This is a genomic window from Synechococcus sp. Cruz CV12-2-Slac-r, assembly GCF_024346075.1.
GTDB lineage: Bacteria > Cyanobacteriota > Cyanobacteriia > PCC-6307 > Cyanobiaceae > Synechococcus_D.
The window spans coordinates 1-13,598 of sequence record NZ_JAGQEK010000008.1 but is presented as its reverse complement, the minus strand read 5'-3'; the positions used below and the strand labels follow the sequence as shown (position 1 = coordinate 13,598).

The following is a 13,598-nucleotide window of genomic DNA, read 5'->3' as shown; positions in this document are numbered from 1 at the left end:
GAAAAGGTCTGGCGGTTGCAGATTAGACAGAGCGCAGCGCAGCTGCAGCTGCAGCAACACCAGCGCCCATTTGATTGGGGGCGGCACCGAGTTCCATTAAGGCTGCTTCTATTGCAGCAACGGCGCAAAGGATGTCGCGATCGCAAACAAAACCGAGATGGCCGATGCGAAACACCTCGCCTTTGAGGTGATCTTGGCCGCCTGCTAAGAGGATTTGGAAGCGATTCTTCACCACCTTGCGGATTAATTCAGCATCAATTCCTTTTGGTGCTACTGCGGTAATTGCAGGGCTGCCGCTACCAGAAGCAGCATAAAGTGATAAGCCAATTGCTTCCATTGCAGCGCAGGTGGCAAGCCGGTGCCGTTCATGGCGAGCAAAGATCGCTTCAAGACCTTCTTTTTGCATCATTTCTAAAGATGCTTCAAGGGCGAAATAAAGATTGATCGCTGGCGTGAAGGGGTTGCTGTTTTCAGCTGCTGATTTGCGATATTTGCCTAGATCTAGATAAAACTTCGGCAGATCAGAACGCTTATAGGCGTTCCAAGCCCGCTCTCCCATAGCCACAAAACTGAGGCCCGGAGGGATCATGTAACCCTTTTGCGAACCTGAACACACCACATCCAGAGCCCATTGATCAATCGGCACATTGCAAGCACCAAGGCTTGTAACGGCATCCACCACGATCAAAGCTTCTCCGTGGGCTTTCACATGTTTATTGATGCTCTCCAGATCGTTCAACACCCCAGTGGAGGTTTCTGAATGGGTGATGATCACCGCCTTGATCTTCTTGTTGCTGTCTGCTTCTAAGGCGATGCGGAAATCTTCTGGATTTAAAGGTGAACCCCATTCCGCCTTAATTACCTGCACATCAAGGCCGTAGGCCTGGGCCACCTTCACCCAGCGCTCACCAAATTTGCCGTTGTCGCCGCAAAGCACCCGATCGCCTTTGCTCAACACATTGATGATTCCTGCTTCCATAGCTGCGGTGCCACTGCCAGCCAGCACCAATACGTTGTTGCTGGTTTGATGCAACCACTGCAATTGTTCGGTGGTGCGGGCCACAATCGCCTGAAATTCAGCGCTGCGGTGGCCGATAGGGTGGCGAGCCATGGCTAGTAATACCCGCTCAGGCACTGGAGTTGGGCCAGGGATCATCAGGCTGAGCTTGTCTTGCATGGCCGCGGAGGTGAAGTTAATCAATCAGGATAAAAAATGATCTTCCATTAATTGATTTACCCCCCTGAACTTTTCGTTTCTGCATGCCTGAAACTGCTCTCTCTGGTTACACCCTGCCGGTGTGGGTGGCGGCGGCAGCTAGGGCTGCTCTGCTGCAACTGCAGGGAGAAGAATTTTGTAGTGAACAGCCCCTGCAGCTAGATCAGCCTCAGCTTGAAATGGTGCCTGTGCAGGCGGTGGCCCCGCTAGGGCAGGGCCGTTGTTTGGCGATGGTTTGCTGCGAAGGGGGTGCGGCCCTTGATCTCACCAGAGGTTTGATGATCTGGGTGGAAGCCAGTTGGGGGTTGCCGCAAGCAGCGGGCAATTGGTTGCAGCTGGAGCCGGGGGAGGGCCTTGGGGTGCATGCGGAATCTGGTGATTTATGCCTATCTAGTTATGCGCGCCAATTACTTGAAACCAACCTGCAACCGCTGATGCCATCGGGCTGCAGCTTGGTGTTACGGCTCACTATTCCCCGTGGTCGCGCCCTGGCGGAACGCACCAGCAATGCCGCTTTTGGGGTGGTGCAAGGTTTGGCCTTGATTGGTAGTCAGGCGGAGGTGCAACAAAGTGCCGGACCCGACGCCTTGCAATCGGCGTTAGCTGAATTGCGCCGCCGCGGGGCCCTGGATGGCGGCTGCTCTGAATTGGTGCTGGTGCTGGGGGAAAACGGTTTAGATCTGGCTCAGCAGTTGGGAATACCTGCAGAAAAATTACTTAAAGTGGGCAACTGGATTGGCCCACTACTAGCTGCAGCGGCAGAGGCGGGAGTGCAGCGGTTGTTGTTGTTTGGTTACCACGGCAAATTATTGAAATTGGCGGGGGGAATTTTTCATACCCATCATCATCTGGCTGATGGTCGCGCTGAAGTACTCACTGCCCTTGCGGCCATTGAAGGTTTGGCAGGGGAGGCACTAAACCAACTTTGGCAAGCCCCAACGGTGGAACAAGGTATGGCGCAATTGGAATTACGGGATCCTGAAATCGCCCAGCGCTTGCGGCAAAGCATCGTTAATCGCATTGAATCCCGCTGCGCTGCTTATCTAAAAGAAACCGTGGGCTGCAACCTGAAACCTGGTGCAGCCCTGTTCAACCGATCAAGGCAGCTCTGGGCCGTAGGGCCCCAAGCTGAAACATGGTTCCCGCACTTCAGCTCCTAGGGTGGTGCGAATGCTTTTTTGCTGATGTCTGCGGCGGAGTGGGCGGAGGGGCGCCGCCCAGCCATCGTGATCCTTGATTTCGGTTCCCAATATTCGGAACTGATCGCCCGTCGGGTGCGGGAAACCGAGGTTTATTCGTTTGTGATGAGTCACACCATCACCTTGGCTCAGCTGCGGGAGCTTTCCCCAAAGGGAATCATCCTTAGCGGCGGACCAAATTCTGTTTATGACCCAGCTGCTCCTGTATGTGATCCAGGCCTTTGGGAATTAGGTATCCCGGTGCTTGGGGTTTGCTACGGCATGCAACTGATGGTGCAGCAATTAGGGGGCCGGGTTGAAGCCTCAGATCGTGGTGAATACGGCAAAGCCCCTTTGTGGGTAGACGACCCCACCGATCTGCTTACCAATGTGGAAGATGGCTCCACGATGTGGATGAGCCATGGTGATTCTGTAACGGCACTGCCACCAGGCTTTAACCGTTTGGCTCACACCGATAACACTTCAGAAGCTGTTATCGCTAATCATCAGCGTAGGTTATATGGTGTTCAATTCCATCCTGAAGTGGTGCATTCCAACGGTGGAATGGCATTATTAAGGAATTTTGTTTATCACATTTGTGGTTGTTCACCCGATTGGACAACCGATGTTTTTATAGATGAGGCAATCGCTTCAGTGCGGGCTCAAGTGGGAGATAAGCGCGTATTGCTTGCACTTTCAGGCGGTGTTGATTCATCAACATTAGCCTTTCTTTTGCATCGTGCTATCGGCGATAAGCTCACATGCATGTTTATAGATCAAGGCTTCATGCGCAAGGGGGAGCCGGAATTCTTGGTGGAATTTTTTGATAAACGGTTTCATATAAATGTTGAATATATAAATGCCCGAGAAAGATTTATTTCGAAACTTGCTCACATCACAGATCCAGAGGAAAAACGTAAGATAATTGGCGCTGAATTTATTCGTGTTTTTGAAGAGGAAAGCAAGAAATTAGGGCCTTTTGATTACTTGGCCCAGGGCACTCTTTATCCTGATGTGATCGAAAGTGCTGGCACTGATGTTGATCCAAAAACTGGCGAAAGAGTAGCTGTTAAAATTAAAAGTCACCATAATGTTGGTGGATTGCCAAAGGATTTACAATTCAAACTTGTGGAACCTTTGCGGCGTCTTTTTAAAGATGAAGTGCGCAAAGTTGGCCGTAATTTGGGCTTGCCAGAGGAGATTGTGCGGCGTCATCCCTTCCCGGGCCCCGGTTTAGCAATACGAATTCTTGGCGAGGTGAGTGAGGAGAAATTACAAATACTTAGAGATGCCGATTTGATTGTGCGGGAGGAGATACGCGATGCCGGTTTGTATCACGATATCTGGCAGGCATTCGCTGTTTTATTACCTGTGCGCAGCGTTGGAGTAATGGGCGATAAGCGCACCTATGCATACCCAATCGTGTTGCGTTGCGTTGGTAGCGAAGACGGCATGACAGCTGATTGGTCGCGTTTGCCTTACGAGGTGATGGAACGCATCTCAAATCGCATTGTTAATGAAGTGGTGGGTGTTAATCGGGTTGTTTATGACATCACCAGTAAGCCCCCCGGCACTATCGAATGGGAATAGGGGCTGGTGCGCCCTTGCCAATGCCGATAAAATTGGGTTCCTTACCTAAACCTGTGGGCGCCACCGTTTCGCTGCAGCAGGATTCCCAGTTGCAGCGCCGTTTGCAGCAAGACAGCATCGAGCTTGCAGGTAAAACCGTTTACCTAAATCCCTTTTTGTATTGGCGTCGTTTTGATGCCAATACAGATCGCTGGCTAAGGGAACCGGGCCAGATGGATGAGGAGCAGATTGAAAAAAATAGACTGCGTTTCTACCCAGAAGTGGTTTGGGAAGGGCTTGGTGAGGAAGACAGGGCAGTTAAAGCGGCTGCGGTGGAAATGTTCCTTAAAAGTTTGGAATTGATCAGCACCTTTAACCCAGAGCTCACTGCGGGCCAGTTGCTGGAACTGGAACGCAAAATGGCGGTAACTAAAAAAAGAGCTTTTGAACGTTGGGTGGCGAAATCGCTTAAGCGACGCAGCCAGGCGCAACTTGCCGAAAAGCGTCGTTTTAGCCGTGATCGCTGGCTGCGGGAATGGCAGGAGTGGAGTTTGGATCCAGTTACCCGCAAGGCCCTACTGCCTATCAGTGGTTTGCTACTTCTTGGCGGCCTAACCGGATGGTTTATGGGCACCCAACAGTTTTGCCGTCCGTTAATCTTGCAACCAGGAGTGCAACAACTTAGATAGTTCACCTATGTCTCAATCCCCGTTCTCTAATCCGCTTTTCAATTTGGGGATGCAAGCAGCTCAACGCTTAGCGCAGGAAGCATTAGGGAAATTTCAAAACTCTTCAGTAGATGCAGATGATCTTGTAGCGGTTCAAGTAACCGTTGAACAACCCTCTACGGATGCGGATGATTTAGCTGCACGGTTGGTTGCAATTTCAACGCGATTGGCTCAATTGCAAAAACTATTGGCGCGATGACCTTTGCCAGCGCTCGCCGCACGGCGCGGGCCACCGGCATGGGGCAGCAGCCGGTGCTGCTGCTGCTGTTAATAGCAGGATTTCTCGCTGCAATGGGGGCACGGTTGGCTTGGCTGCAGCTGGCCCATGGCACAGAAAATCGAATCTTGGCGGATGAGAATCGGGTGCGGCTTGTGCCTCGTTCACCAATGCGTGGGCGTTTGCTTGATCGCCGCGGCAGGTTGATGGCAGGTAATCGCCTTACCTATAACCTTTATTTACTTCCAAAGCAGGTGGATGACAGCCGCTGGCAGCAATTGCAACAGCGGTTATCTGGCTTATTACGCTTACCGTTAAATCACTTAAACCAACAGCGTTTAAATGGTATTAATCCTGATGGCTATCGCATCGAATTGGTGGCTGATTTAAAACCTGAACAGGTATTGCGATTAAAAGAACAAGAAGTTAACTTACAGGGATTACAGGTAGATCAGGATTATCGCCGCTCCTATCTAAATGGTGTTCTTGGCGCCCATGTTTTGGGCTACACCAGCCCAATCACCGATACTGAATATAAATATTTAAAAGATAAGGGTTATCGAATTCAAGATCGCATCGGTCGTATCGGTATTGAAGCGGTATATGAATCTCAGCTACGCGGTGAATGGGGCGGCCAACAATTGGAGGTAAATGCAACAGGTGAGGTGCAACGAGTATTGGGTGATAAAAAGGCAAAAGCAGGAAAAGATCTAATTCTTACCCTGGATTTGGATTTACAACGGGCTGCAGATGAAGCCTTAGGAACCGTTGCTAAGGGTGCAATTGTTGCCTTGGATCCTCGCACTGGTGCGGTGCGGGCGATGGCTAGCCGCCCGAATTATGATCCGAATATATTTTCAAGAAATATAAATACTGCGGAATGGAAAGCGCTAAATCGTCCGGAGGCGCCACTTTTAAATCGTGCCCTGCAGGGTTTTCCGCCTGCCAGCACTTTTAAAATTGTTACCACTGCTGCTGGCATTGAATCCGGCCTAATGAATGCAAAATCAACATTGCCAACCTTTAATTCATTTTGTTATGCCGGTATGTGTTACGGAGACCATGGCAGCTTCGGCGCGATTGGCTTTCCTCTCGCCTTGGCGGTAAGTAGTAATAGTTTTTATTATCAAGTGGGTTTAAAAGTTGGGGAGGCTGAGTTATTTAAAGCGGCAAGACGTTTTGGTTACGGTAGTTTTAGTGGCATTGAATTGAAAACGGAAGAGTCTCCTGGGCTGTTGGGGGATGCGGCTTGGAAGCGGCAGGTATTGAATGAACCCTGGACCGCTGTCGACACAATCACCTCAGCTATCGGCCAGGGCGCCTTGCAGGTAACGCCACTGCAAATGGCGCGTTTATATGCAGCGGTAGCAAATGACGGCAATTTGGTAACTCCCCATTTGGTAGAGGGCAAGCATGTGCCAAAACCAAAGCCGATGGGTCTCAAAGCAGACACCCTCAAGATGTTGCGGCAGGGTTTGCGCAGGGCTGTAACAGAGGGCACTGCAAAGGTGCTCAATGATCCAAATCTGCCTGCAGTTGCAGGTAAAACCGGCACTGGTGAAGATCCACCCCGGCCAGACCATGCCTGGTTTGGCGGTTATGCGCCAGCTGAAAAACCGCAACTTGTGATCGTTGCATTTGCGGAAAATAGTGGTGGCTACGGCGGTACGGTTTCGGCGCCGATGGTAAAAAAACTAATGGAGGTATTTTTTAAAAAAATGCCTCAAGCGGCTTTCACTAATTCCGCCGGTAGGCCCACTACGCGGCAGTAGTAATTGCGTAATTGCTTAGTGGCCCCAGCCCAGTCCCAACGTTCAGCTTCCGCCCTGGCCTTTTGCCGTAGCAACTGACGTTCCGCGTTATTACCCAACACACGCTTAGCGGCAGCGATCAAACTCGCAGCACCATCATCTGCGCCATCTGGTTCATAGAGGCAACCATTTACGCCGTCGGTAACGATGTCGGGAATCCCACCCCGGCGTGCTGCCACCACTGGGCTACCGGCGGCCATTGCTTCTAGTAACACCAGGCCTAGGGTTTCTGTGCTGGAGGGAAATAAGAAGGCATCTGCGCTGGCATAGGCCCCTGCTAGTTCTTCACCGCCTAAATAACCAACAAAAGTGGTGGCGGTGCCAGCAAATACCTTCTCTAATTGTTGCCGGTGGGGGCCATCACCCACTAACGCCAACCTTGCATTGGGCACAGCATCGAGCACAGGCCGAATCCGTTCGATTTGTTTTTCTGCTGATAAGCGGCCCACATAGAGCAACAAAGCATCACTATCGCTGTGGGGGCCCAATAAGCGCTTGCGAATTTCAGGCCGGGCCCGTTCAGGGCAGAACAAGTTTGTATCCACGCCCCTTTGCCAGAGAGCAGTGTGTTGGATGCCGTGGCTGCGCAGCTCTTCCACCATTGCAGTGGAGGTGCAGAGATTGAGTTGAGCTTGGTTATGGGCAGCTTTTAGTAATTCCCAAAGCAGAGGCTCCAGCATGCCCATGCCGTAGTGCTCAAGATATTTGGGTAGATGGGTGTGGTAACTAGCCACCAGTGGTAGTTCTCTGGTTTTTGCGAGCCAGATGCCCCCTAATCCCAATACGGCTGGGTTTACTACGTGCACCAAATCGGGTTGGAATTGATCCAGCGCATCGGATACCGCTGGACGCGGCAGGGCAAGTTTTAGTTCTGGGTATAACGGCAGCGGCATTGCGGGCACCCCCACGATGCGGGCACCAGCAAAACTGCTGGGGGCTCCTTCAGGGCAAAAAACCAGCACTTCATCGCCGGCAATTACCAGTTGTTCCACCGTGCGGGAGAGGCGGGTAACAATCCCATCCACTTTTGGTAGAAAGGTTTCTGTAAAAAAGGCAATTTTCAAAGCCTTAGCCCTGCGTTAGGGCCTTGGCCTGGGTTTGGGTCCAGGCGGAAACACAAGGAATTCGGCTGCGATCACAACGTTGCGCAAAGCGCTTTGCCACATCCACCACTTCATTCATTAAACCGTTATCGAGAGTGGTGGGTTCAAGGCCAAGTTCAATAAAACAGCGGTTATCAACGATCAAATCGTTCTCAATTGCTTCTTTGCGGGGATTGGGCAGATAGTTGATGCTGGCTCCTGTGAGGGCAGCCACCTTTTCAGCAAGGGCACCCACTTGATGGCTTTCGGTCATTTGATTGAAGATTTTTACCTTTTCTGCAGCGCTGGGGGGATGCTCTAGGGCTAGTTGCACGCAGCGCACTGAATCACGGATGTGAATAAAGGCACGGGTTTGACCGCCGGTGCCATGCACGGTGAGGGGGTATCCAATGGCGGCTTGCATTAAGAAGCGATTCAGCACGGTGCCGTAGTCGCCGTCGTAATCAAAGCGATTGGTGAGCCTTGGGTCGCGGCTGGTTTGCTCAGTATTTGTGCCCCACACGATGCCTTGATGCAGGTCTGTGATCCGAATGCCGTCGTTTTTGTTGTAGTAATGAAAAAGCAGCTGATCCAATGTTTTGGTCATGTGATACACGCTGCCTGGATCCGAGGGATGCAGGATTTTTTCTACAAAACGGCTGCCATCGGGCTGGGGCACCTCAACGGTGAGATAACCCTCCGGGATGGTGGCACCACGGTGGGAGCCATAGCCATATACCCCCATGGTGCCCAGGTGCACGATGTGAACATCAAGGCCACTTTCAACAATGGCGCAGAGCAGATTGTGGGTGCCGTTTACGTTGTTATCAACTGTGTAACGCTTGGTGGCACTGCTTTTCATCGAATAGGGAGCAGCCCTTTGTTCTGCGAAATGCACCACTGCTTCTGGCTGTTCCTGCCGCAGTAATTCCACCAAGCGGTCGTAATCCTGGGCGATATCAAGGTTGATAAACCGCATCGGCTTACCGCCCACTTCCTCCCATACCCGTAACCTTTCGCCGATGGTGGTGATGGGGGTGAGAGATTCCACCTCCAAGTCGATGTCGATCTTGCGGCGGCTGAGATTATCAACCACCACCACATCGTGGCCACCATCTGCAAGGTTCACAGCACAGGGCCAGCCGCAGAAGCCGTCACCACCGAGCACCAAGACCTTCACGAATGTCTCCTGTCGATTGGAGCCCGGCTCCATCAACGCAAGCTACTACAGGGATCCGGGGGGGATCTGCAACACCGCAATATTTAGGCTGATCAACTGCCCACCAAGCCTGTTTTCGGGGAGCTGGCGCTGGCTTGGCTGCGCCTTGGCATCGCACCAGCTAGCAATGCATCTCGGCCTGCTTTGGTGGCTAAAGCCATGGCTTGAGCCATGCGAGCGGGGTTAACGCTGAGGGCAATGGCGCTATTGATCAAAAGGGCATCAGCCCCAAGCTCCATCGCCTGGGCGGCCTCGCTGGGCATGCGGATGCCGGCATCTACCACCACCGGCACCTGGGCTGCTTCGATGATTAAACGGATGTTTTCAAGGTTTGTGAGGCCTTGGCCGCTGCCGATCGGGGAGGCAAGGGGCATCACTGTTACGCAACCCACCTGCTCAAGCCGTTGCGCCAGCACAGGATCAGCGTGGATATAAGGCAAAACCGCAAAACCCTCATTTACAAGGGTTTCAGCCGCTTCCAAAGTGCCGATTGGATCCGGCAGTAGGTGGGGGCCGGGGGGAATCACTTCAAGTTTCACAAAATTGTTATCTGTTTGGCCTGCTAGTGCGGCTAGTTCACGGCCTAGATGAGCAACCCGGATTGCTTCTGCGGCGGTGGCACAACCAGCGGTGTTAGGCAACATCCAAATTTTCGACCAATCGATGGCTTCCATCAGGCCGCCATGGCCTTGGGCATTGCTTTGTACCCGCCTCACGGCAACAGTAACGATTTCGCAACCACTCATCGCGATGCTTTGTTGCAAGGCTTCGATGTTTGGGTATTTGCCAGTGCCAGTGATTAAGCGACTCTTGAAATGGCGGCCAGCAATCACTAGGGGTTTGGGATCGGCTTGGTTTATTGAGTTGTTCATGGCTTAATCATGGGCTGCGGGCAGAACGGATCAAGAGCTGGCGTGCCAGGGCCCATTTTGAGTTGCCAAACTCCTACGGTTACTGGAGAGCACCATTTGCAGAGCTGCCCTGTGATTTCTTTATTACTTAGCTTGCCTCTTGTGGCGGTAACACCGCCGGCTTTTGTACCCTTCACCCCCCCATCCCAGGGCGCACTTGGCCCCTTAATGGTTGAGCCGCTGGATCCACTTAATGCAGAGCGCATTCAAGTGGAAAGTTTTGATCCAGAAGCGCGCGCCCAATATTTAGCGGGCACGATGCCGAGGTTATGGCGCGGTGCGCTGAGCACAAAAAATGCTCCACGTTCAGTTTCTGCTGAGCTAAATATCAATCGCATGGTGGCTATTGGCCAGAATTTAGATATATTTGGAATGCTTACATTGGCTGGGCAAGCAGTACCGATTCAGGCGAATATCAATACAAAAAGCGATCAAATGGCAATGTTGCTCCTTGGGGATAAGCTTCCGGTGGGCCTCGAAGCCGGTGGAGAATTTCAAGGTTTAGAAATGTTGAAATTAAGCAGCTGGGAAGGATCTAGATTAACAAGTGCTGGAGCGATTCTTGAATTGCTACCAGTTTTAACTAGTACCTCAGCTCCCGCAGTGCGAGGCCTTTGGTAGTAATTTAAGAATTACTTGGGATAGCTTCTGGTTTTAATAACTTTAAACGTTTAAGCGCAGTATTATTAGTGGACTCTAAATTTAATACTTGTACATATGCATTAATAGCATCTTCAGTTTTTTGCAATTTTTCAAGCGAAAAGGCCATGTTATTAAGAGCTACGGGATAATCAGCTTTCGCTCTTAAGGCAAGCCGATAATGCCTAATAGCATCATTATGATTTTGTTGTGCAGCTAAAGAAAAACCAAGCGCGTTTTGCACTAATGCTTGTGCTTCGGCTGGTTCGTTATCAAGTTGTTTAACAGCTTTTTTTAAAGTAGTAACAGCTTGAGCGAATAAACGTTTATCTAGCTGTACGGAACCCAATTCGTAAAGGCTTGCCGCTTCTACTTTCGTGCCATTGCATTGAAGTTCGAGCTTTGCCAGCCTTGCTTCATCGCGCCGCACTCTAAATACTTGCCTACCTACTACAACTGCAACAACGCCAAGCAGTGCTATCAGCCCCAGCAGATATGCCTGGGGCAGGGTTATTTCCATGCGGCTACCAGCGATTGGGGCTTAAAAAGTTCAGGCCTTAACGGCACCCACCACCGATTCAAAACTGGATGGATCGAGGATTGCAATTTGGGAAAGCATCTTGCGGTTGATGCGCACATCCGCCTTTTTAAGGCCACCCATCAAGCGGCTGTAGCTCAGGCCATTAATCCGGGCAGCAGCATTGATGCGAGCAATCCAAAGACGACGGAAATCGCGCTTACGGCGGCGACGGTCGCGATATGCATTGCAAAGTGCCTTCATCACCCGCTGGTTAGCGGTGCGGAACAACTTGCCATTACCGCCGCGGAAACCGCGAGCTAGGCGAAGGATCTTGTTACGACGTTTACGGGCAACGTTGCCCCTCTTAACGCGGGCCATGGTTCAAAAATTAGTGCAAATGAGTAGAAAACTGAAGCAGCCGGCAATTAGCTGGCGTAAGGAAGCATGCGGCATACACGATCGTGATCGGTTTCATCCACCACTGCCATGGTGCCCAAAAAGCGTTTGCGTTTAGGGCTTTTATGGTCTAACAGGTGGTTGTGAAAGGCATGACGACGCATGAATTTGCCGCTGCCCGTTTTACGGAAACGCTTGGCGGCGGCCCGGCGGGTTTTTAGCTTCGGCATTTCTAATGTATGGCGCGCAAACAACCAAGCTAACCTCTCAACCTCCTTTTAGCCAAGCTGCGTGCGCCAACTTTCGATCGGATTGTTGATTCCCTTTGCTTTGATGGCTGGCTGTCGCACAGGCCTACAGGCGGCGGATCTGCCAATGCATTGGCCCACTAAGGGGCCCCCAGCGATTGCGGGCAACAATCCGTTGGTGTGGGTGGCCCTTGCGGATCGTTTACCAGCAGCAGCCCCTAATTCCCTAGAGCTGAAGGCAACAGCTGGATTGCTCACGTTGAGGGATGGCCGCGGGCTGGAGCGCAGGGGCCAGAGCTTTGAAATCCAGTGGCGCCGCGAGCCTTTGCCCCAACCTTTGCTGCTGGAGCGCCGCGTGTTGGGGCCCTTCCCCAGCTACGAATCAGCGGCCGAGCAGGCCCGCCTTTGGCGACTAAGAGGGGCCAACCCAGTGCTAGCTAGACCCCTGGATTGGGAGGTGTGGGCGCCACTGGGAAACCCTTTGCCGGAGGGGGCGGCACGGTTGGAGCGTTTTAACCATCAGCAGCGCTGGCGAGCTCAGCTAAAGCAAGCCGGCAAGGTAATAAATCTTGATGGGCCAATAGCAATCAAAGCAAGCAATGGCTTGTCTTGGAAAGGGGGAACTTATGGCGGTCCGTTTCGTTTGCAGGCAGATGCTTATGGCACCTGGACTTTGGTGGAGCAGGTGCCTTTAGAAATTTATTTACTGGGGGTGGTGCCCCATGAAATTGGCGCTTCGGCTCCCGCTGCAGCGCAAGCAGCGCAAGCAGTGCTTGCTCGCACCTGGGCCCTTGCTAATCAACAACGCTTTCAAGTGGATGGTTATCACCTCTGCGCCGATAGCCAGTGCCAGGTTTATGGCGATCCCAGCCAAACCGGTGGTTCCTTGCGGGCCGCCTTAGCAGCGAGCAAGGGTTTACTGCTCACCTGGCAAGGCAAGCCGGTTCACGGCGTTTATAGCGCCTCCAATGGTGGTGTTTCCGCTGGTTTTGATGAGGGTTGGGGCGGGGGCCCCTTGCCTTATCTGCGCCCACAGTTAGATGGCCCAGCTACCGAGAAAAAACGTTTCCCCTTGCCAATTGTGGAAGGGGTTGGGCTCAATAAATTGCTGGAAGATGGCGGCAATCTCTATGGCCAAGCCCATCCTCGCCACCGCTGGCAGCGGCGGATCACCAGCCAGGATTTGGCTGCGATAGCTGCGGCAGAAGGCTTGGGCAGCGTCCAAAATTTTGTAGTTGAACAGCGGGGCCCCAGTGGAAGGGTGTTGAACTTGCAGCTGCAAGGCAGTGCGGCTTCCTTGAATTTGCGCAGGGATCAAATCCGCAGGCGTTTGCGCCAATTGCCAAGCACCTTGTTTGTAGTGGTGAAAGAGCAGCCTGGGGTTTGGCGATTTGATGGCGCTGGATTTGGCCATGGTGTGGGGCTTTCCCAAGCCGGTGCCATTGAATTAGCTCAGCAGGGCTGGAGCAGCAGCCAAATCTTGAGGTATTACTTCCCTGGAACAAAACTGGAAAAATTAAAAACCCTCTCGAAGTAGGTATTCCCTTAAAGTTTGAGCACTTGGGGGACGCCATGGTTGAAGGCGATTCCGCTTATCCCTATTGGCCAGAGGGGCGCAGGCGTAAAGCATTTATTTTTTTAGTTGCCTGTTTAGGGGCGGGTGCCATGCCCCATTTGCTGGGGCCCATCAGGGGTTTGTTTCCTGCATTGGGGGCAGCACTGCTATTTGGTGGCTACAGCCTGCGCAGCATCCTCAGCCCCCGCCATCAAATCGAGGAACCTTTTAACGCGTTAGTTAGTGAAGCTCTAAGCAGCAATGCCGTAGCCAATTCCGTAGCAAGTGATCCATTGCCAAGGGTGGATG

At 52.2% G+C, this 13,598-nt stretch carries 14 protein-coding genes and 1 pseudogene; 8 read left to right on the top strand and 7 right to left on the bottom strand.

Going from position 1 to position 13,598, the window contains the following annotated elements; genetic code table 11:
- Nucleotides 1-22 precede the first annotated feature (22 nt).
- On the bottom strand, nucleotides 23-1,177 hold the full coding sequence (locus tag KB557_RS01755; protein WP_255131079.1) for an alanine--glyoxylate aminotransferase family protein: 1,155 nt from the start codon (nucleotides 1,175-1,177) through the stop codon (nucleotides 23-25).
- Nucleotides 1,178-1,260: 83 nt separating this feature from the next.
- Between KB557_RS01755 and cbiD the strand changes: the two genes are divergently transcribed.
- Genes cbiD through mrdA form a run of 5 tightly spaced genes read left to right on the top strand, consistent with a single transcriptional unit; the run spans nucleotide 1,261 to nucleotide 6,680 of the window.
- A complete protein-coding gene (gene cbiD / locus KB557_RS01750; protein WP_255131078.1) occupies nucleotides 1,261-2,376 on the top strand; it encodes a cobalt-precorrin-5B (C(1))-methyltransferase CbiD in 1,116 nt (371 codons plus the stop codon).
- Nucleotides 2,377-2,400: 24 nt separating this feature from the next.
- The gene (guaA, locus tag KB557_RS01745) at nucleotides 2,401-3,984 is read left to right on the top strand and encodes a glutamine-hydrolyzing GMP synthase (protein WP_255131077.1); all 1,584 of its coding nucleotides are present in this window, start codon (nucleotides 2,401-2,403) and stop codon (nucleotides 3,982-3,984) included.
- Between the two features lie 20 nt (nucleotides 3,985-4,004).
- The gene (locus tag KB557_RS01740) at nucleotides 4,005-4,652 is read left to right on the top strand and encodes a hypothetical protein (RefSeq protein WP_255131076.1); all 648 of its coding nucleotides are present in this window, start codon (nucleotides 4,005-4,007) and stop codon (nucleotides 4,650-4,652) included.
- A gap of 7 nt (nucleotides 4,653-4,659) precedes the next feature.
- Entirely contained in the window at nucleotides 4,660-4,890 is a 231-nt protein-coding gene (locus tag KB557_RS01735) for a hypothetical protein (protein ID WP_255131075.1), read from the top strand.
- Nucleotides 4,887-6,680 (top strand): penicillin-binding protein 2, encoded by a 1,794-nt coding sequence (gene mrdA / locus KB557_RS01730; RefSeq protein WP_255131074.1) that lies wholly within the window; start codon nucleotides 4,887-4,889, stop codon nucleotides 6,678-6,680. Before KB557_RS01735 ends, mrdA begins: the two co-directional genes overlap by 4 nt.
- Here the strand turns inward: mrdA and KB557_RS01725 are convergent.
- The 3 genes from KB557_RS01725 to KB557_RS01715 all read right to left on the bottom strand — a co-directional run bounded on the left by KB557_RS01725 (nucleotide 6,632) and on the right by KB557_RS01715 (nucleotide 9,892).
- Nucleotides 6,632-7,783 carry a glycosyltransferase family 1 protein gene (locus KB557_RS01725; RefSeq protein WP_255131073.1) on the bottom strand — a complete coding sequence of 384 codons (1,152 nt, stop codon included), beginning with the start codon at nucleotides 7,781-7,783 and terminating at the stop codon, nucleotides 6,632-6,634. The two genes, mrdA and KB557_RS01725, sit on opposite strands and share 49 nt — an antisense overlap.
- Nucleotides 7,784-7,787: 4 nt before the next feature.
- Nucleotides 7,788-8,981, bottom strand: a complete 1,194-nt coding sequence (locus KB557_RS01720) for an NAD-dependent epimerase/dehydratase family protein (protein ID WP_255131105.1) — start codon at nucleotides 8,979-8,981, stop codon at nucleotides 7,788-7,790.
- A 92-nt stretch (nucleotides 8,982-9,073) separates the two neighbouring features.
- Entirely contained in the window at nucleotides 9,074-9,892 is an 819-nt protein-coding gene (locus KB557_RS01715) for a thiazole synthase (RefSeq protein WP_255131072.1), read from the bottom strand.
- Between the two features lie 111 nt (nucleotides 9,893-10,003).
- Here KB557_RS01715 and KB557_RS01710 point away from each other — a divergent pair, with 111 nt between their 5' ends.
- Nucleotides 10,004-10,552: a hypothetical protein gene (locus KB557_RS01710; protein ID WP_255131071.1), complete on the top strand. Its 549-nt coding sequence runs from the start codon at nucleotides 10,004-10,006 to the stop codon at nucleotides 10,550-10,552.
- Between the two features lie 4 nt (nucleotides 10,553-10,556).
- On the opposite strand, the gene KB557_RS01705 is transcribed toward KB557_RS01710, so the two are convergent.
- From KB557_RS01705 to rpmI, 3 genes are read right to left on the bottom strand one after another with little or no spacing between them, the layout of a single operon-like run.
- Nucleotides 10,557-11,090 carry a hypothetical protein gene (locus KB557_RS01705; RefSeq protein ID WP_255131070.1) on the bottom strand — a complete coding sequence of 178 codons (534 nt, stop codon included), beginning with the start codon at nucleotides 11,088-11,090 and terminating at the stop codon, nucleotides 10,557-10,559.
- A 30-nt stretch (nucleotides 11,091-11,120) separates the two neighbouring features.
- Nucleotides 11,121-11,468: a 50S ribosomal protein L20 gene (gene rplT / locus KB557_RS01700; RefSeq protein ID WP_255131069.1), complete on the bottom strand. Its 348-nt coding sequence runs from the start codon at nucleotides 11,466-11,468 to the stop codon at nucleotides 11,121-11,123.
- A gap of 47 nt (nucleotides 11,469-11,515) precedes the next feature.
- A complete protein-coding gene (rpmI, locus tag KB557_RS01695) occupies nucleotides 11,516-11,716 on the bottom strand; it encodes a 50S ribosomal protein L35 (RefSeq protein WP_255131068.1) in 201 nt (66 codons plus the stop codon).
- A gap of 61 nt (nucleotides 11,717-11,777) precedes the next feature.
- Here rpmI and KB557_RS01690 point away from each other — a divergent pair, with 61 nt between their 5' ends.
- Complete coding sequence (locus KB557_RS01690) at nucleotides 11,778-13,271, top strand: SpoIID/LytB domain-containing protein (protein WP_255131067.1); 1,494 nt, start codon at nucleotides 11,778-11,780, stop codon at nucleotides 13,269-13,271.
- 35 nt (nucleotides 13,272-13,306) lie between these two features.
- Nucleotides 13,307-13,598, top strand: a pseudogene (locus KB557_RS01685) (hypothetical protein); the annotation flags it as partial.

What these genes read in the sequence shown, in the direction of transcription:
- KB557_RS01755 (WP_255131079.1), bottom strand. Translation starts at nt 1,177, where the DNA reads ATGCAAGACAAGCTCAGCCTGATGATCCCTGGCCCAACTCCAGTGCCT.
- cbiD (WP_255131078.1), top strand. Translation starts at nt 1,261, where the DNA reads ATGCCTGAAACTGCTCTCTCTGGTTACACCCTGCCGGTGTGGGTGGCG.
- guaA (WP_255131077.1), top strand. Translation starts at nt 2,401, where the DNA reads ATGTCTGCGGCGGAGTGGGCGGAGGGGCGCCGCCCAGCCATCGTGATC.
- KB557_RS01740 (WP_255131076.1), top strand. Translation starts at nt 4,005, where the DNA reads ATGCCGATAAAATTGGGTTCCTTACCTAAACCTGTGGGCGCCACCGTT.
- KB557_RS01735 (WP_255131075.1), top strand. Translation starts at nt 4,660, where the DNA reads ATGTCTCAATCCCCGTTCTCTAATCCGCTTTTCAATTTGGGGATGCAA.
- mrdA (WP_255131074.1), top strand. Translation starts at nt 4,887, where the DNA reads ATGACCTTTGCCAGCGCTCGCCGCACGGCGCGGGCCACCGGCATGGGG.
- KB557_RS01715 (WP_255131072.1), bottom strand. Translation starts at nt 9,892, where the DNA reads ATGAACAACTCAATAAACCAAGCCGATCCCAAACCCCTAGTGATTGCT.
- KB557_RS01705 (WP_255131070.1), bottom strand. Translation starts at nt 11,090, where the DNA reads ATGGAAATAACCCTGCCCCAGGCATATCTGCTGGGGCTGATAGCACTG.
- rplT (WP_255131069.1), bottom strand. Translation starts at nt 11,468, where the DNA reads ATGGCCCGCGTTAAGAGGGGCAACGTTGCCCGTAAACGTCGTAACAAG.
- rpmI (WP_255131068.1), bottom strand. Translation starts at nt 11,716, where the DNA reads ATGCCGAAGCTAAAAACCCGCCGGGCCGCCGCCAAGCGTTTCCGTAAA.